This is a genomic window from Zymobacter palmae, from assembly GCF_003610015.1.
GTDB classification, from domain to species: domain Bacteria; phylum Pseudomonadota; class Gammaproteobacteria; order Pseudomonadales; family Halomonadaceae; genus Zymobacter; species Zymobacter palmae.
Genome location: NZ_AP018933.1, coordinates 1828652 through 1844952, shown reverse-complemented (window position 1 = coordinate 1844952; position 16301 = coordinate 1828652). Strand labels below are relative to the sequence as shown.

The following is a 16301-nucleotide window of genomic DNA, read 5'->3' as shown; positions in this document are numbered from 1 at the left end:
TGTATGGCACGCGGAGTCAATAAGGTCGTTGCCATTGGCAACTTGGGGCAAGACCCCGACATCCGGTTCCTGCCATCGGGCAATCCGGTGGCGAACTTCTCAATCGCAGTCAGCGAATCGTGGACGGACAAGAACACTGGTCAGAAGCAGGAGCGCACCGAGTGGATCAAGTGCGTCGCCTTCAACAAGCTGGCCGAGATCATCCAGCAGTACGTCCACAAAGGCAGCAAGGTTTACGTCGAAGGCAAGCTACAGACGCGCAAGTGGCAGGCTCAGGACGGCACGGATCGTTATTCGACCGAGGTGGTCATCAACGATCTGCAGATGCTGGATAGCCGGAACGGTGGTCAGCAGCAGGGCCAGCAAGGCGGCTACCAACCTCAACAACCCGTGCAGCAGAATCAGCAGCGGCCCCAGCAAGCCCAACAACCGCAGCAATATCAGCCCCAGCAGCCTAATCAGTATGCACAGCAGAGTGGCGGCACCGCAGCGCCCCAACACGGCGCGCCGCAGGGTTTCGACGATTTTAACGATGAGATTCCATTCTAGGAGGTTTGCATGTCTTGGTTCCGCAATATCTATTTGTACCGCGTACATGACGCCCAGCCCATTCCGCTGGGCGTTTTGTTATCTGCACTAGCTGAACACCGCTTTCAGACGGTCGGTCCTCACGAAGCACGGCGCTATGGCTGGACAGCGCCAGCGGGTCGTAACAGCGACGTACTGGCTCACGAAGTCGGTGGGCAGCGCCTCATCCGCTTAGCAGAGCAACAGCGCATGCTGCCCTCCAGCGTCATCAAGGAAGAACTGGAAGAGCGCTGTGCAGAGCAGGAAGCAAAACAGGGTTTTCCACCCCGCCGCCGCGAACGTCAGGCACTCAAGGAATCGCTCATTGAGGAGCTGTTGCCGCAGGCCTTTGCGCGCACGACGGTGACAGATCTGTGGTGGGACACCAAAAACCAATTGATAGGCATCAACTGCGCATCGGCAAAACGCGCTGAGACGGTACTGGATGCCCTGCGCCAGTCGCTAGGGGCGTTGAAAGTGACGCCGCTGGCCGTACGTGAGCCCATTAGCCGCGTCATGACTGCATGGGTGCGTGATGCCGGTGCTCGGCCTAATGGTCTAGTAGTCGGCGACATGGCAGAGCTGCGCGGTAACGATGATGGCGTGATCCGCGCCAGAAAGATGGACGTGGATGGCGAAGAGATACAAGCAGCGATTAGTGCAGGACGAACTGTCAGCAAGCTGTCCATACAGATTGAGGGCGTACTGGGAATGACGCTGCACGAAGACATGACGCTTAAGTCGCTCGCATTCGATGACGCCCTACTAGATGAAGCCAACGACGTAGAAGACGAAGGCGACCCCATCATGCGTACGGAAACCGATCTGGTGCTGATGGCCGGTGCGCTCACCTCGGCTGTGCAACAGCTTGTCGGTTGGCTGGGTGGCGAGCAGGACGCAGCAGCGGCCAGTGCGTTTAGCCTCACGATGCAAGAGGACGGTTGATGACCAGACAAGAGCTACTGACAAGACTAGCAGCTGAGTGTGAGACATGGCCAGAGGCGCTTAACCTCTCAATGGTGTTCAAGGATATGTTCGCGTACGGCAGCTTCTTGCAGCAGGACTGGCTAGCAGAGCGTAAACGCCTGCTAAACAAGCCTTCATGGAAAGACGCGCCAGAAAGTGCCACTCACCTTGCGTTGGATGATATCAGTCATAGGAAATGGTGGTTTTTCTATACCGAAAAGCCTGTTAAGTGGCCTGACATGTGGATGGGTGATCTTTTAATAGGCGGCGAGAGAGAGGCCATTGCCATCCCCGCAGGCTATGACTGGCGTAACTCTCTTGAAGAGCGGCCGTGATGATTGGCAACCCTCCCAACAAGGTGCCGCTGGTGCCGCACCTTCCTGACTACGAACCCACCTACCTACCGGGACAGAGGCCATGACCCGCTCAACCGAAATCAATCCCCAGCCAGATCAGCTTTTAACTGAGGCTGCGCTCAAGTCGGCTGCGTTCTGTGCAAAGTTCGGATTTCCTTTGGCAGGAGCTGACAAGAAAATCATCGCAGCAGTAGGTCATCTTTTCCCTTTGTTTGGATGTCGCAATAACCAGCAATATTTAGACAATTTAAAGAGCGCCGCTGCTCTTATTGCCGCCGAGATCGAGCGCATTGACCGTGAGCTGGAGAGCAATGATGAGGACTGAACAAATGCCTGAGCGGATCGCGATCCTCACGCCTACAGATCTAGATACCGTCGATCCTTCCCAATTCTACATAACTGCGCCGTGCCCGGGCGGTGAGCATGTAGTCAAAGACACCGGGCGCGACTACGCCGAGTATGTTCGCGCTGATGCCGCGCTGAGCGATCCGAATGAGCCGCTAAAAAGCGGGCAGTATCGCTGGATAAAAATTGGTGATGAGTGGGTTGTAGCCAAAGTCAAAAAGTACTGCACACAAAACGACGAGGCAGTGTTTGCGATAACTGGACATGACTGCGACATGTTTTTAGGAAAATGGGATGAGAGCATTGAGTGGGGCCCCGTGATACGCCCGCCCGCTGATACTGCCAACTAACACCACCGCCGATCGGCGGTATCTTTTTGCCCGGAGAAAACCATGACGGATGAGCAGAAAATAGAACTTCTTCGCCAGCGTTTTGGCAAAGTCATTCCCGAATTTAGTTCTAACGCCCTCTCCCAAATAATTGAATGGGCCGTTAGTGAGCTAGCGGCGGACCAGCTTGCACGCCATGTGCCAGAGGTGATGCCAGATGGCATAGACAAAATGAAACTCACTGCATCTATAAGCGTCGAGATCGGAGAGCTTGAGTTTACTAAGGGCATCCCGCCTGTGCGTTGTTTCTTATCATTTGATTGCGGAGATAACTGGGCAGGCACTTCGAAAGAATCACTGATCAGCGATAGCAATAAACGATATCTCGCATTTAAAAAGCGCGGCAATGCACAGGAGGAACGGCACAATGGCTGACACGACCCTATGGTGTGTCGAGGCATGCGAGGGCCTGTACCCCATGCCATCAAAAAGTGAAGCCTATCGGTTTGCGAAGCGTACGCGCCAGTTTATGAAGCGGCTTCAGCGCAATGACCCTAGCCCCGACTGGCCCAAGGTTTTCGTAGATGTGTATCGCTACCCGTGGTCAAGCGCCGATCATCAGAAAGGGGTCGCAGAGTACATTGAGGACAAAAAGCGCTTGATAACCAGCCCCAAGAAGCGCCGAGCTATTAAAGCAAAGTGACCCAATAAAACACGCCGGGCCTGATCAATACCGAATCATACCAACCGCCACTCGGCGGTTTTTTCATATCTGGAGCAAGCAATGAAGCAAACAGCAGAGCACGAAATCACCGTACGCATTCGCACTCAATACCCGCAGGAAGACTGGGCCGCGCTGGTCAGCGATGCCCTGAATAGCCGATCAGTAGATGGCAAGGGCCGCATTGTCGACGTCAGCAGTAGTAAGCCGACGGAAAGCATGGAACAGAACGTCATCCACTGGGCGCAGGAGCGCGGCATCTTCGATAAGGCGACCCTCGAAACCCAGTTCGAAAAGCTGGAAGAAGAAGTGGGCGAGATCCAGCTGGCGCTAACAGATGATAATCACGAAGGGCTGGTAGATGGTATCGGTGACGCATCTGTAGTGCTGACGATCCTCGCACACATGTGCGGCGTCACGTTTGACCAGTGTCGCCAGCACGCATGGCAAGAGATCAAGGACCGCAAGGGGAAGATGGTCGACGGCGTGTTCGTGAAGGAGTGATGGCATGGCCGTAACCTCACCCGTCATGCGCTACCACGGCGGAAAGTTCAGACTGGCGCCGTGGATAATCTCGCACTTTCCTCCCGTATCGAGTTACGAGGTATATACCGAGGCCTTTGGTGGCAGTGCGGGGGTACTCATGCGCGCCCCTCGGGTGAAGCATGAGGTATACAACGACTTAGACGGCAGCATCGTCAACGTTTTCCGAGTGCTACGTAACTCATGGCAGGCGCAGCGCCTTGCGCGCCTGTGCCGCCTTACCCCTTATGCTCGTGACGAGTTCGAACTAGCGGGCGAGCCCTGCAGCGACCCTATAGAGCAAGCCCGTCGTACTCTCTTTCGTGCGGCATCGGGATTCGGGTCGGCGGCAGCAACGGCCAAGACGTGTGGCTTTCGAACCTTTACCGGCGAGAACTGCCCCCGAGGCCGTATTGCAGGCACGTGGGTTGGCTACCAGAGCGCCATTTCTGAGTTCACGGATCGCCTGCAAGGTGTGCTCATCGAGAGCCGTCCAGCACTCGAGATCCTGCAGCGTCACGATCGCGAAAAGGCGTTGCACTACGTTGATCCGCCCTACGTGCATGAGACAAGGAATACCGTTGGCTCAACATACCGGCATGAGATGGCTGATCATGATCATGAGGATCTGCTAGAGGCACTGACTCGGCTAGACGGTTATGTGGTGCTAAGCGGGTATGACAGCGAGCTTTATAGGGACATCCTAAAAGGGTGGAGTCTTGCAACGCTGGATGTGCAGGCCTCATCAAACGCAGGGACGGTATCTAGAACAGAGTGCTTATGGCTATCGCCAAGAACAGCTAGACACCAACGGCAGCAAGACATGTTCGCATAGCGTCATCCAATCGGGTGGCGCTTTTTATTGGCAGGAGGTGAGCGTGATCATATTCGAGAGCGATTACTGGCGGCCGCAGATCGACAGCCTAATGAGGCATCGGCAGCCTAGCGGCATGAAGCGAGCAGAGCGCACATATCGGCGGGTATTTGGTCGTCACCAAGCGGCGCGGCTTGAAATACGCGAGTGCTCTATGGAGCCTTCAGCGATAGGGCTCGTAGGCGGCGTCGAGTCATGGCCGCTGGGCTGTATGCCGGACGATGTGCAGCGGGAGTTCTACAGCGTCTATGCACGGCGGCACAACGGCGAGGCTGTGGCGCTATTTGATAGCAAGAGCTTAGAAGAATGCAGGGCGGCGGCATGGAGGCTGGAGAGGCTATGAGTGCAGCAAGAATGCTGAGAAGAGGGGCGCAAGCATGATTGAAGCCCTGAAGGTGGTCGGGTACGCCGCGCTTTCCTTGGCCGCCTCCTTCGCATTTGCGGCTGCCGTTGAAGGGAAGCCGAAAGCAGCGGCTGACCTAGAAAAAGAAGTGCTTAGGCGAAAGAGGCGGGAGCGTCATTCATTTAAGCCCCCGCCACCAAAACCAACAAAGGATAGTGCAATGATCGAGCAGCAACGGCCAGATGTAGGGAGTTTATCGAAATCCGATAAACCTGCCATAACCGCGCCAAGCATCGTCAGCGCCGCACTGGGGCACATGCAGGACCGAGCCGCGACATACGATGCTCCCAGCGGTGAGCGCAGCATGGGCAAAGTCGTGGGCGCGTTCCGCGAGCTGACAGGCATCGAAATGACCGAAGAGCAGGGCCACCTGTTCATGTGTTGCCTCAAGATCGCGCGAGCAACGCAGGGCGACTTCCGGCTTGATAACTACGAAGACCTAGCAGCCTGCGCAGGGCTTGCTGGCGAAGCGGCAGCAAAGGAGCGGACATGATGAAGAAGGCATGCAAAATATGCGGTTCGATTCCTGTATATCGATATCTTTCTCGCCCAATAGATAAGGCGCGATTAGCATGCTTGGTATGTAGTTGCGGGCGGCGAGGAGGATGTAAAGGAAGCGACGCTGAAGCGCTAAAAAGTTGGAATGAACACCAGACGCCTTGAGCGTCTTTTTTTATGCCTATGGCCCGCCCTGCGCGGGCTTTTTGTATTGGAGTAACAGATGAAAGCTAATCAGTGGATTGATCCACGATACGTACAGGTGAGTAAGAAAGAGGCCGCGTCTATTTGCGGCCTGAGCATCTCGGAGTTCGACAGGCGCAGGAGCAGTGACCCTGATTGCCCAAAGGGCTTCAAGGAAAGTCCCGGACGTACGGCTCCTGTGCGTTTTCGCTTGGCTGATATCTATGCGTATAGCGAAGCGATTATGGAACGAGCTCTTTCTCACAGTGGATAGGGCACTACGTTCACCGCATCGTCAAACCTTCTTTTTCTTGCCTCTGACAACCCTTCCTCTAAAGCGTCTAAATAGTCTGCATACCACTGCATCATTGCCGTGCGCTGATCTACGTATGCAGCCTTGTTGTAGACGCCAGCAGTGCCGGGCTCAACGTGAGCTAGCTGCATCTCCACATAGTCACGATTCCAACCATGCTCTCGCAGCAGTGTCGATGCGGTATGTCTGGAGCCGTGTCCCACCATCCTTCCCTTGTAGCCGATCGTCGCGATGGCCTTGTTGATCGTGTTTTCGCTCATCATTGAGTTGACGTGGCCAATGCCTGGAAAGACATAGCGCGATCGATTGCTTAATTCGTAGACCTCCCGCAGCGTTTCAACTATCTGACGTGGCAGGGGGCATACGAAGTCCCTCCTCATTTTCATTTTCTGCTTATCTATCGTCCATAGGCCTCGAGAAAGGTCTATCTCCTTCCATTCCGCATGCCGGACCATTCCGGGGCGACTAGCCGTCATCAGCACCATGCGTAACGCAGCAGTAGTCAGAAATCTCATCCTTGCAGTGCCATTCCGGAGTTCTTTCAAAAAGTCTGGCAGTTCGTGCTCCAGCAGGTGAGGGTAGTTCTGTGTGCGTGGCCCTGATTCTGCAATATGGCGTAGTTCTGATGCGGGGTTCAGCTCGCATCGGCCACGTGCGATTGCCTCAGAGAATATTTGAGAGACCCATCGTCGAACCTTTCCTGCAATCACGTGAGCATTGCGTGATTCGATGGCTGCTTGTACACCCGCGCAGTCACCACGAGTAATGGCTGTGATGTCTTTGTTTCCTAGCGCTGGCAAGATGTCGCGATCAAGATACAAGCGCATCTGCCGGAGGGTGCCTTTAGATAGACCGCGTTGTTGTTTACGCTCGAACCATGTTTCTGCTGACTGGGCGAACGTGTACACCTGTTTGGCCGATGCGTTCTGTTCCTGTCGATAACTTGACAGGTCGATGCCATCGCTTGCCATCTGTTGAAGCTCTTGTGCTTTCTGCCGAGCGGCTTTACCTGATACGGCAGGAAATCCCCCGAGACCTAGCCAAGACCATTTCCCATCAGCTTTTTTATATCGAAGGTTCCAGCTCTTTGCGCCATTCTTTTTGACCCGGAAATACAGACCGTTCCCGTCCAGCTCTCGGTAGTCCCTCTCTTCGGGTTCGAGAGAGGCAAGAACTGTGTCGGCCAAAGGGCGTCGTTTGATTTGAGATCGTTTCATGTACACCTACCCCTGTATGTCTGTACAAGTGTACACGTGGGTATACATAAACGGGAAGGGTAATGGGGGCAGTGAGGGGCAATGTGGAGGAATGAAAAAAGCCCGAAGTCTGCATGGTTAGCGACTTCGGGCTTAATCAGGGCTATCCAGAGGATAGGAAATGGTGCCGAGCGTGGGACTCGAACCCACACACCATAGGCACAGGTACCTAAAACCTGCGTGTCTACCAATTCCACCAGCTCGGCGGCAGCTCAGGCAGGCCGATATGGCTAACGACCTGTGAAGCGACCCGCATTATGGCGATTTGACGGCGCTTTGGCAACCCCTTTGGGTATCACAGACCACAGCGGCCGTAGGAACGAATCAAATTGGTATCAATGGGGTACTCGCCCTCGGCGATGCTGGATGATCCATTGACGCCCAGACCGATAACGCGGATGCGCAATACATCACCGATACGGATCTGGTTGATGATGCGACGAGAGCTTTCTTCCGAAGCCGTGGTTATAGGGCTTTGCAGTACACGGGCGTAGCGAAGTAGCTCTTGCGTATCGGCATTCTGTCGTGCAGCGGCCAGCGGCATCTGATAGGACACGCCTTCCTGCACTTCCGTTTCTGACTGACTGATACGGATAGGTGGGTTGCTGTCAATTTTTACCAGAACGTCACCGACGGGCTCGTTTTTGTTGTTTTCGATGCCGAACAGCATTTTTCCGTCCGCAGTGCGAATGATGAAGGGATAGTACCGAGTTCCCATGCTCAGCTCGGGGTTACGGTAAGGATCCAAGTAACGGATATTGCATGCCGTGTTGCCATAAAACGAGTCGACGCTCTTTTCCGTGGTCCAGCCTTTCAATGGAGCGGAGGAGCAGCCAGACAGGGCCATCAGCAGGGATAGGCCCGCTAGTGCAGTTGCTTTGGTCGAGAATGACATGGGGTAAGTGACCTCAGGACAAGAATGAGAAGGGATGCACCGGGGGCCAGCTCTGGGGCGAAGGCGTGCCAAAGGTGCACAAGCACAGTTGGCTATATCGGCTTCGTTAAAACTCACTTGAACAGTAAGAAAGACAAATATTGCAGCTAAAAGCGGCTAAATAAGGTGATAGTTAGGTCATTTTGTCAAAAAACAACAGCATACCCCTTAAAGGATTATTAAATTTATGCGAAAATTTTTTATGATTTACTGTTATATATGGTTATTTTTAATTTCCGATTAGTATATTAGATAGTTCCTTGACGGTAATACTTGTGCTTTTAGCGTAGTAGGATAGTATTGTAATTGAACTCTACAGGGATTCTCGGTTCTTAACGAAAGAGAATAGACATACTTAATTACTAGACTAAAGGCCTACAACAATGGATCTTAAAGATAAAGTCGTTATCGTTACTGGTGGTGGCAACGGTGTGGGTGCAGCCACAGCGCGTCGTTACGTTGAATGCGGTGCTCGCGTCATTCTGGCTGACTGGGATGATAAATCTGCTGATAAAGTGGCAGAGTCTCTGGGCCGTGACCGTGCCGAAGCCGTTCATATCGACGTATCCAATCCCGACGCTGTTAAAGCGATGATGGACGACATTGCAAAACGCTATGGTCGCATTGACGTGCTGGTCAATAACGCAGGCGTACACGTTCCGGGTACCGTGCTGGACTGCACTGTCGAAGATTGGCGCAAGATTGCCGGTGTCGATATCGACGGCGTTGTGTTCTGCTCCAAATTCGCGATGCCGTACCTGCTGAAAAGCAAAGGCAACATCGTCAATACGGCTTCCGTTTCTGGTTTGGGCGGTGACTGGGGTGCTGCATTCTACTGCGCAGCCAAAGGTGCCGTTGTCAACCTGACGCGTGCTATGGCGCTTGACCACGGTGGCGAAGGCGTACGCATCAATGCAGTATGCCCGAGTCTGATCAAAACCAACATGACCAATGGTTGGCCGCAGGACGTTCGTGACAAGTTCAACGAACGTATTGCACTGGGCCGTGCTGCTGAACCGGAAGAGATCGCAAACGTTATCGTCTTCTTGTCCAGCCCGCTCGCCAGCTTCATCAACGGGGCTAACATCGCTACTGATGGTGGTGCCACTGCATCCAACGGTCAGCCGAAAATCGTCTGACTGTTCTGTGTGACACATCAAAAAAAGCCGCCCTTCGGGGCGGCTTTTTTAGTGCCTGTCATTTACGGATATGGATCAGAATGTTTCCCAATCATCGCTCTGTGAAGCATCGGGGCGTGATGACGTTGATACGGTGCGTTCCTTTCGAGTGTTGGTCGGCTGCGCGCGAGTACTTGAGGTGCCTGCCGTAGGAACGCTGCTGTGGTGACGGGAAGACTGGCTGCCTACGTTGAAGCGTTCCACCAGCGCCACCAAATTGTTGGACTGACCTTCGAGAGAGGTGGCCGATGCGGCAGATTCTTCGACCAGTGCTGCGTTCTGCTGGGTCACCGCATCCATTTCTGTGATGGCCGTATTGATCTGCTCAATGCCCTGGCGCTGCTCAATGGACGCAGTGGCGATTTCATCGACGAACTGGTCGGCTTCACGAATGCGCACTACGGCATCTTGGATAGTCTTGCCTGCATGGGTGGCAACATCGCTACCCTGATGAATGCGTTTGCTGACGCTTTCGATCAATCCTTTGATCTCACCGGATGCATTAGCCGAGCGGTTAGCCAGACTGCGTACTTCGCCAGCGACCACGGCAAAGCCTCGTCCGTGTTCGCCTGCACGTGCGGCTTCTACGGAAGCGTTCAGTGCGAGGATATTGGTCTGGAAGGCAATGCCGTCGATCAGCTCGATGATGGAGAAAATCTCGTTTGCGGTCGCTGAAATCTCTTTCATGCTGCTGACCACATCTTGCATTTCCTTACCGCCTCGTTCTGTGATGCATGAGGCTTCTCGCGTGATTTCTCGCGCTCTATCTGCATTGGACGCGTTCTGGCGCACCGTCGAGGTGAACTCTTCGATGCTGGACGCCGTTTCTTCAAGCGCGGCGGCTTGCTGTTCGGTGCGGCTGGAAAGGTCGGTGTTGCCTCGTGCGATTTCACGAGCACCATCAAGAATGACCAAACCGCCGTCACGAACGCGAGCAACAATGACCTTCAGCTCTTCCTGCATATTCTTAAGCGTATGGAAGAGGGCTCCGATCTCGTTCTTGCCCATATCCTCAATAGGTGCGGCAAGATTACCTTCAGCAATACGCTCAAAGTGCTGACGTGCACGCAGCAGTGGGGACAGCACGGAGCGGCGGAAAATGAAGTAAATCAGGCCAACGATGATCGCGGCCAGCACCAGTGCGGAGATCGTGATGAATAGCGCATGGTTGATCTGCGAATTCACATGATCATTGCGCTCCTGAACCATCCTGTTGCGGTAGTCCATGACCTTAATGAAGGCGACTTCTGCTCGCTTGTTGATGGCATTTTCGCTTTCAGACACCTTTGTCATCAGATTTTCGTCGCCGCTGCGCGCTGCTAGCAGCCCTTGATTGATGACGTTTTCGACATACTCGTTGAAGGTCTGCATCATGGCTTCATCAAGCGTGGCAGCTTCTGCGCTACGCTGAGCTCGGCCAAGATAGACCTCAATCTTCTGCTCGTAGGTATGAAGCGCGTCGTTGGCGAACTGATAGTCACGTTCGAAAGCGACCTTATCCCCTCGACGAAGGGAGGCATCCGCTCTTGAGATCATGCCGCGAGAGTAGCGCAGTTGCGATACGCCTTCGGTGAGCTGCTGAAGCATATCCGACTCGTACTCGCTTGCCTTACGAGACTCGTTGAGATTGCTGAAGTTGGAAATGGAGAGCGTAACCATACCGATAAACAGGAGCAGGATAACGGAGAGGGCTACACCGATTAAGTGGCTGAGTCTGATGTTTTTCATAACATTGCACGCCGTTGATAATGTAGGGGATGAGCAGGTTGTAACGGCGATAGGCTGGCTAACTTTATATTAATGTTACATTGCGTAACGTCGTATGGCGTGTCAATAAGTGGCTTCAAAACAATGGGTTGCCATGTGGCCGCAGAGCATATCGAAGATGTGAGGTATGTAAAGGGTTACTGCTAGTCACCATTTGGAAAGTGTGGAAATTTAGAAATATAGATATATATACAGGTGTATTCTTGGGTATTTTGTAGGGAATTAACAGCAATAGGGCAATAATGTCGCACCTGTATTAAGGTGTAATTGCGCCGCCTGTATGCGTGCCATTCCTACCGTGTGGGTTATTTGAATGTGGAGAGAAACGTGACATAACCGTCGTGATAATAATCGCGGGTGGCCTTACTATTAGGTTTCTGAAAAGGAATATCATCTGAAAGGGAATATAAAAAGAGAGGCATGTGTGTGATGATTCATTACAGTAGCGAGAATCATCAGTAGCAGGATAGTGAAAGGTTAAAAGAGGCCTTGGAAGCCCATAGTGCCTTTATTAAGGTCATATAGGCTTCCAAGGATAAGTGCTTATTGATATACAACGGTAAACGTGGCCAGTGCCGATATGCTGCCGCCGCTTACCTTACTATCTGTCTGATAGTAGCGGGCCTTCATGGGGACATCGATCGTGGCATTAGCGAAAGCGGAGAGGCGACCGGCATACACATAGTCACCGTTCTTGACCGGCATGTTTTCCTTGTCGGTCAGTAGCTGAATGCCCACTCCCTGTGCAGCACTCTGGCCCTGCTCGGGTTGTATAACGCCTTGATTACCCCACGTCGAATTGGGCGAGTAGCTGAAAGCGAGGCTCACATCGCCGCGTTTCTGAGACCACTGTGATTCATTGCCGCCAACGCAGTTGAGGCGAATATTGAAGTTTCTTTCATTGAGGGTGCTGCCTACCCCCGTGAATTCTTTGCGTGATACGGTGCCCATATCGACGGTGATATCGCGTGAACCCGCGTCTATCGAGCACGTGGAGTTGACGATGGTAATGCCGTCACCGTAGACGTGCGAGGTCAGCACTGGCTTGGATGGGCCGGTGTTATTGGCATAGTAGACGGAGTACAGGCCCGGGTTCAGCGTACCCGCACCGGTTGGTCCTGGCAGGCGAATGACTTCAACACTGAAGAACCCTGGGTCCAGATACAGAGTCGTGCGCCCTGAATAAGGAATGCTGTGGGGGTAGTAGGTTTTTATCAGCCCGCTTCTGCTTTCACGATACAGGCGCAGGCCGATGCCCGGGATATTGGTCTTGTAGATGTTGTTGCCCAGCTCGCTTGCCGAATAGTTGCTGGACAGCACACCAATCATTGAGCCTCGTCCCGCACATTCAGCCACCCATTCATAGGCAATGGGAAACTGCTTCGAGCTGATGACCGTACCCGGTGCCATATCGGGGCGCAGTACGATGCGCCCGAGGTTCATCTTGATGTCTTGAGGTTGATCCAGCGTGGCGTTACAGCCGTAGCCATAACTCTGGCCCGGGCGTGCCTGTGCCGGAGAAGGGGACATCAAGGTGCATAAGGCTGCTGCAGCCCCGATGCATGAAACATATTTCAACACGTGGCCCGGGGCACGAAATACGGCATTAACGTGAGACGGCGCTGCCGCTATGTGTCGATTACTCTTCACACTGTGCCTCCAGTATCTTATACCCGCCTGCCGATGATGTGGCGTTATCGGTCGAGAATTCGAAGGTGCATGTTTCGCTGTTGCTGTCGCCCCAGCGTGCGTTCAATCTGTCGTGCGTCTTGCTGCTGCGCAGGAATACGCGGCTGCCCTGACCGACGATGCCGACGTTCTGGTTTTGCTCATCAACGACCGTTGTGCCAAAGGGCAATTTCTCGCCACTAGCACGATGCACTTTGATCAGCATGGGCGTACCCGTTTGGGTCGGATAGTTGACCTTAACGATAGCCCCTGCGTAAGGCGCGACCTGACGCGTCGTGGTTTGGAGTTCGACGTCGTTTGACATATCGCGTGGGTCAAGCGTAACCGTATTCAAGCGATATGGCGTGACGTAGGGCACTACCGCATAGCCGCTATCGTTGATGCGGATACCGCTAGTGTTGCCTACGATTGCGCCGGTCGCGCCGGGCGCTTCGATCAGGGCGACGGTATCGCCGCGCTGCGGGGTCAGCGTCAGCCCGTGCGAGTGGGCAACGATAGTGCCTGATGCGCCTACACTGGCCTGATGATAGTTGCGTCCCTGACTATAAGACGCATTCAAGTTGGAATAGCGCGAGTTGTACTGGCCGTTCAGGGCGCCCGTTTGACCGCCGGTGCGGTAATCAGATGCCGTAATGGCATAGCTGTACTCACCGTCACGACCTGCCGTACCGTTCAGACCCACCTGACTGCTCTCGTACTGATCTTCGTTGTACGACAGCGTGGTGTTGATGGAGGTGCTGCTGCCTCCGTTGCCGATAGGCATTGAGGCGGTGACGTAGTAATGGGTGTTCGTTTCGGACAGCGAGTCCCGGGTGCGTAAAGCCGAAAGGCTATAGCTGATGTTGCCGATACTGTTGTTGTAACCGACTTGGTATTCCTTGGTGCGATTGCTCTGATTCCAGTAATCGCTGACCGATGACGACAGATAAAGCGATCCCCAGCCCTCTGCCAGGCCTTGGCTGAGACTGATCTGGAGCTCGTTGCGCTGGCGCGCAATTTCATCGGTACTCTGGCGGCGACGATCGTAGTCGTGAGCCAGAAAGCTGTTGTTCAGGCTCATGTAACCGCTGGTCGAATAGCGATAGGCGGCAAACGTGAAGCTCGTGTTGGTGCTTGGGACATATTTGTTGTAGCCCAACTTGTAGCTTTGGCCCGTCATGTTGTCATTGTGAAGAAAGCGGGCATTGGACTGGATGATGTCGAGTGAAAACGCCCCAATGGGTGTCGCAACGCCAGCACCGCCCAGAATGGCGGAATATTCTTCACTGACGACAGCTCCGGTGTAGCCCGTCAGCGTGTTCGTCAAGCCGCGCTGGAACGTGGCTTGGATGATGTTTGGGTGGTAGTCGACATTGTTCAGGTTGCGAACCTGGCCCACCGTTACGTTGTAGCGGCCAATCCCGGGGCGCAGCATCTGGGAAACGGAAGCGTAAGGCACGCGGAAGCTTCGTTTCTGACCGTTGGCCTCGTTGATGATGACCTGAAGGTCGCCACCATACCCGGTGGGGTAGAGGTCTTCGATGATGAACGGCCCTTGCGACACGTTGGTTTGATAGATCAGCTGCCCGTTCTGGTATACCTCGACCAGCGCGTTGGTATCGGCGGCCCCTCGAATAGTCGGCGCATAGCCGTTGAGAGAATCTGGCAGCATGCGGTCATCAGTAGCCAGCTGCAACCCGCGGAAACCGACAGAATCGAACAGTTCACCGGACGTATAGCTATCCCCGAGGGTCAGCTGGCCGCGCAGGCGCTGAACGGGATAACGGGCGTAGGTCGCGGTTTTCTGCCAGTGCGCTCCGTCATGGTTTTGCCAGCTCAGGCTGGAGTCATGGCGGAACTGCCAGTCGCCCACGTTAAAGCCGGTATTCAGGCTCAGATAGGCGGCCTGTTGGCGTTGCTTCTGGCCTGCCGAGGTCATGTCGGACTGGTAGGCGTTGAAGTTGTACGTCACCTTACCGGCCGTGATTCCGTGATCCCAAACCTTGGGATTGACGTAGCCGCGCGCATTGTGGTGCATGAACGCTTGCGGCACATTGATGTCCATACGGAATGTGCTACTGTCAAAGTGGGCTGTTGCTGAAGGCAGCCACTGGGACATAGTGAGGCAGGTGTCCGGCACTGGCAGCTTGCCGTTGAGTGCAGCGGGGTGCAGCAGCGCGGTGTCGACGCCGAGCTGCTCGAGGAAGGTCATCGAGAAGCAGGTTTCGGCATTCGTTTGGCCTGCCACGTTGCGAAAAACGTAGTCGTGCGTTCCTTGCCAGCGACCGTTGACATAGGTATCGGACGAGTAGGTTCCTGCCAGAATGGGGTTGTCATAGGCGAAACGGGACAGGTCTTCCCCCCGGGATTTCCCGTTCAGGAAGCGGCTGTTGAAGCTGGCTTCGGTATCGGTTGGCGTGGCGGCAGAATCCTGCTGTGCAGCATGAACGGGCGCAAGGGGAATCATCAGCCCTAATAGACCCATGGAGCAGTAGCGAGAGTAACCAGCAGTACGATACTGCTGTGCCTCGGCTCTATCTGTCCGAGACAGAGGAAACATTGCCTTGTTGGTGTTCATGCATCCCCCAGCAACGCGCGGGAAAGGCCTGTGATATGGCTCACAGGCGAGTCATTGATGATCAAATGCGTATTGTTAGCATTGTCATTATTGAGCAATGGGCTTGGTCCGCTGAATGTGACCGCCAAAGTCATTGATCGCAGAGAAGTTGACTGACGAAGGCGCAATACCGCTGTCCTTGGGCAGTTCGAAGGCGTGCTGCTCACCAGGAGCCAGCATATAGCCCTGAGGCGCCAGATCCGTGCTCTTCTGACCGTAAACGGCGTTTACGGCAATCATGGAGACGTGATAGGGCGTCGGGTTGCTTGCAACAATGGCCAGCGCCCCCTTGTCCGTACGGCCCTGTTTCCACTGCAGGGCATCGGGCGCATCGTTGGCCGTGCCGGGCAGCCCTTTAGGGCGATAAAACAGTTTTATTCTGGAGCGGAAGGCCAGCTGGATGAAGTTCTTGTTCGAACCCGGAGCGGCTGTCGGTTCCGGCGGAATATCTAGAACGTTGAGCCAGAAGACGGACTCGTGGTCGTGGGGAAGTGGCTGCGTTGCCCCTGTGAAAGCGATGCGCAGAGCTTGCCCTGAGTGCGCATTAACACGCGCAATCGGCGGCGTCAGTACGAAAGGCGCATCGGAGTCTTCCGGGGAAGAATCTAAGTTGCCGGCATCAATCCAAGACTGTACCAGCGACGGTAAATCACCGTTGTTGTCGAGCTGTACGGAAACTTCACGTGCGCCTTCGTTATAGACGACACGTGTGCCACCGATGACGATGCTGGCGTCGGCTGACGTGCTGAAGGCCGCCGCCGCGCAGAATGCTGCCAGAGTTTTCAGTATGCACTTCATGTGATG

Annotated in this window: 17 protein-coding genes and 1 tRNA gene; 11 read left to right on the top strand and 7 right to left on the bottom strand. The window is 54.3% G+C overall.

What is annotated here, in order from left to right:
* The first annotated feature begins 3 nt into the window (after positions 1-3).
* The 10 genes from ssb (at position 4) to ZBT109_RS08175 (ending at position 5576) form a co-directional block, all read left to right on the top strand.
* Complete coding sequence (ssb, locus tag ZBT109_RS08225; protein WP_027705962.1) at positions 4-549, top strand: single-stranded DNA-binding protein; 546 nt, start codon at positions 4-6, stop codon at positions 547-549.
* A 9-nt stretch (positions 550-558) separates the two neighbouring features.
* Positions 559-1512, top strand: a complete 954-nt coding sequence (locus ZBT109_RS08220; protein ID WP_027705961.1) for a recombination-associated protein RdgC — start codon at positions 559-561, stop codon at positions 1510-1512.
* On the top strand, positions 1512-1868 hold the full coding sequence (locus ZBT109_RS08215; protein WP_027705960.1) for a hypothetical protein: 357 nt from the start codon (positions 1512-1514) through the stop codon (positions 1866-1868). The genes ZBT109_RS08220 and ZBT109_RS08215 overlap by 1 nt, the downstream gene beginning before the upstream one ends.
* Before the next feature lie 82 nt (positions 1869-1950).
* Positions 1951-2214: a hypothetical protein gene (locus ZBT109_RS08210; RefSeq protein WP_027705959.1), complete on the top strand. Its 264-nt coding sequence runs from the start codon at positions 1951-1953 to the stop codon at positions 2212-2214.
* A gap of 4 nt (positions 2215-2218) precedes the next feature.
* The gene (locus tag ZBT109_RS08205; protein ID WP_145984505.1) at positions 2219-2584 is read left to right on the top strand and encodes a hypothetical protein; all 366 of its coding nucleotides are present in this window, start codon (positions 2219-2221) and stop codon (positions 2582-2584) included.
* 42 nt (positions 2585-2626) lie between these two features.
* Positions 2627-2998: a hypothetical protein gene (locus ZBT109_RS08200; RefSeq protein WP_027705957.1), complete on the top strand. Its 372-nt coding sequence runs from the start codon at positions 2627-2629 to the stop codon at positions 2996-2998.
* 349 nt (positions 2999-3347) lie between these two features.
* Positions 3348-3788, top strand: a complete 441-nt coding sequence (locus tag ZBT109_RS14035) for a MazG-like family protein (protein ID WP_051524144.1) — start codon at positions 3348-3350, stop codon at positions 3786-3788.
* A gap of 4 nt (positions 3789-3792) precedes the next feature.
* Positions 3793-4641, top strand: coding sequence for a DNA adenine methylase (locus ZBT109_RS08185; RefSeq protein ID WP_027705954.1), 849 nt, complete (start codon positions 3793-3795; stop codon positions 4639-4641).
* A gap of 43 nt (positions 4642-4684) precedes the next feature.
* Positions 4685-5023 (top strand): hypothetical protein, encoded by a 339-nt coding sequence (locus ZBT109_RS08180; RefSeq protein ID WP_027705953.1) that lies wholly within the window; start codon positions 4685-4687, stop codon positions 5021-5023.
* Positions 5024-5243: 220 nt separating this feature from the next.
* Positions 5244-5576: a DUF6378 domain-containing protein gene (locus tag ZBT109_RS08175; protein ID WP_051524172.1), complete on the top strand. Its 333-nt coding sequence runs from the start codon at positions 5244-5246 to the stop codon at positions 5574-5576.
* Between the two features lie 449 nt (positions 5577-6025).
* Here the strand turns inward: ZBT109_RS08175 and ZBT109_RS08170 are convergent, their stop codons facing one another.
* From ZBT109_RS08170 to ZBT109_RS08160, 3 genes are all read right to left on the bottom strand, one after another.
* The gene (locus ZBT109_RS08170) at positions 6026-7294 is read right to left on the bottom strand and encodes a tyrosine-type recombinase/integrase (RefSeq protein ID WP_038279277.1); all 1269 of its coding nucleotides are present in this window, start codon (positions 7292-7294) and stop codon (positions 6026-6028) included.
* Positions 7295-7455: 161 nt separating this feature from the next.
* Positions 7456-7539, bottom strand: a tRNA-Leu gene (locus tag ZBT109_RS08165).
* Between the two features lie 89 nt (positions 7540-7628).
* Positions 7629-8228, bottom strand: a complete 600-nt coding sequence (locus ZBT109_RS08160) for a hypothetical protein (protein ID WP_027705952.1) — start codon at positions 8226-8228, stop codon at positions 7629-7631.
* Between the two features lie 422 nt (positions 8229-8650).
* On the opposite strand from ZBT109_RS08160, the gene ZBT109_RS08155 reads away from it, so the two are divergent.
* The gene (locus ZBT109_RS08155) at positions 8651-9406 is read left to right on the top strand and encodes an SDR family NAD(P)-dependent oxidoreductase (protein WP_027705951.1); all 756 of its coding nucleotides are present in this window, start codon (positions 8651-8653) and stop codon (positions 9404-9406) included.
* 75 nt (positions 9407-9481) lie between these two features.
* On the opposite strand, the gene ZBT109_RS08150 is transcribed toward ZBT109_RS08155, so the two are convergent.
* The 4 genes from ZBT109_RS08150 to ZBT109_RS08135 form a co-directional block, all read right to left on the bottom strand.
* Positions 9482-11173, bottom strand: coding sequence for a methyl-accepting chemotaxis protein (locus tag ZBT109_RS08150; RefSeq protein ID WP_051524143.1), 1692 nt, complete (start codon positions 11171-11173; stop codon positions 9482-9484).
* Between the two features lie 582 nt (positions 11174-11755).
* Positions 11756-12742 (bottom strand): fimbrial protein, encoded by a 987-nt coding sequence (locus ZBT109_RS08145; protein WP_051524142.1) that lies wholly within the window; start codon positions 12740-12742, stop codon positions 11756-11758.
* 109 nt (positions 12743-12851) lie between these two features.
* Positions 12852-15458 (bottom strand): fimbria/pilus outer membrane usher protein, encoded by a 2607-nt coding sequence (locus ZBT109_RS08140; protein WP_120185354.1) that lies wholly within the window; start codon positions 15456-15458, stop codon positions 12852-12854.
* Positions 15459-15545: 87 nt separating this feature from the next.
* A complete protein-coding gene (locus ZBT109_RS08135) occupies positions 15546-16295 on the bottom strand; it encodes a fimbria/pilus periplasmic chaperone (RefSeq protein WP_027705950.1) in 750 nt (249 codons plus the stop codon).
* Positions 16296-16301: the final 6 nt, after the last annotated feature.

Bases quoted from the DNA above. Each gene is read 5' to 3' on its own strand.
- ZBT109_RS08200 (WP_027705957.1), top strand. From the start codon at position 2,627: ATGACGGATGAGCAGAAAATAGAACTTCTTCGCCAGCGTTTTGGCAAA.
- ZBT109_RS08150 (WP_051524143.1), bottom strand. From the start codon at position 11,173: ATGAAAAACATCAGACTCAGCCACTTAATCGGTGTAGCCCTCTCCGTT.
- ZBT109_RS08210 (WP_027705959.1), top strand. From the start codon at position 1,951: ATGACCCGCTCAACCGAAATCAATCCCCAGCCAGATCAGCTTTTAACT.
- ZBT109_RS08155 (WP_027705951.1), top strand. From the start codon at position 8,651: ATGGATCTTAAAGATAAAGTCGTTATCGTTACTGGTGGTGGCAACGGT.
- ZBT109_RS08170 (WP_038279277.1), bottom strand. From the start codon at position 7,294: ATGAAACGATCTCAAATCAAACGACGCCCTTTGGCCGACACAGTTCTT.
- ZBT109_RS14035 (WP_051524144.1), top strand. From the start codon at position 3,348: ATGAAGCAAACAGCAGAGCACGAAATCACCGTACGCATTCGCACTCAA.
- ZBT109_RS08175 (WP_051524172.1), top strand. From the start codon at position 5,244: ATGATCGAGCAGCAACGGCCAGATGTAGGGAGTTTATCGAAATCCGAT.
- ZBT109_RS08140 (WP_120185354.1), bottom strand. From the start codon at position 15,458: ATGAACACCAACAAGGCAATGTTTCCTCTGTCTCGGACAGATAGAGCC.
- ZBT109_RS08145 (WP_051524142.1), bottom strand. From the start codon at position 12,742: ATGTCCCCTTCTCCGGCACAGGCACGCCCGGGCCAGAGTTATGGCTAC.
- ZBT109_RS08160 (WP_027705952.1), bottom strand. From the start codon at position 8,228: ATGTCATTCTCGACCAAAGCAACTGCACTAGCGGGCCTATCCCTGCTG.
- ssb (WP_027705962.1), top strand. From the start codon at position 4: ATGGCACGCGGAGTCAATAAGGTCGTTGCCATTGGCAACTTGGGGCAA.
- ZBT109_RS08135 (WP_027705950.1), bottom strand. From the start codon at position 16,295: ATGAAGTGCATACTGAAAACTCTGGCAGCATTCTGCGCGGCGGCGGCC.
- ZBT109_RS08220 (WP_027705961.1), top strand. From the start codon at position 559: ATGTCTTGGTTCCGCAATATCTATTTGTACCGCGTACATGACGCCCAG.
- ZBT109_RS08215 (WP_027705960.1), top strand. From the start codon at position 1,512: ATGACCAGACAAGAGCTACTGACAAGACTAGCAGCTGAGTGTGAGACA.
- ZBT109_RS08205 (WP_145984505.1), top strand. From the start codon at position 2,219: ATGCCTGAGCGGATCGCGATCCTCACGCCTACAGATCTAGATACCGTC.
- ZBT109_RS08185 (WP_027705954.1), top strand. From the start codon at position 3,793: ATGGCCGTAACCTCACCCGTCATGCGCTACCACGGCGGAAAGTTCAGA.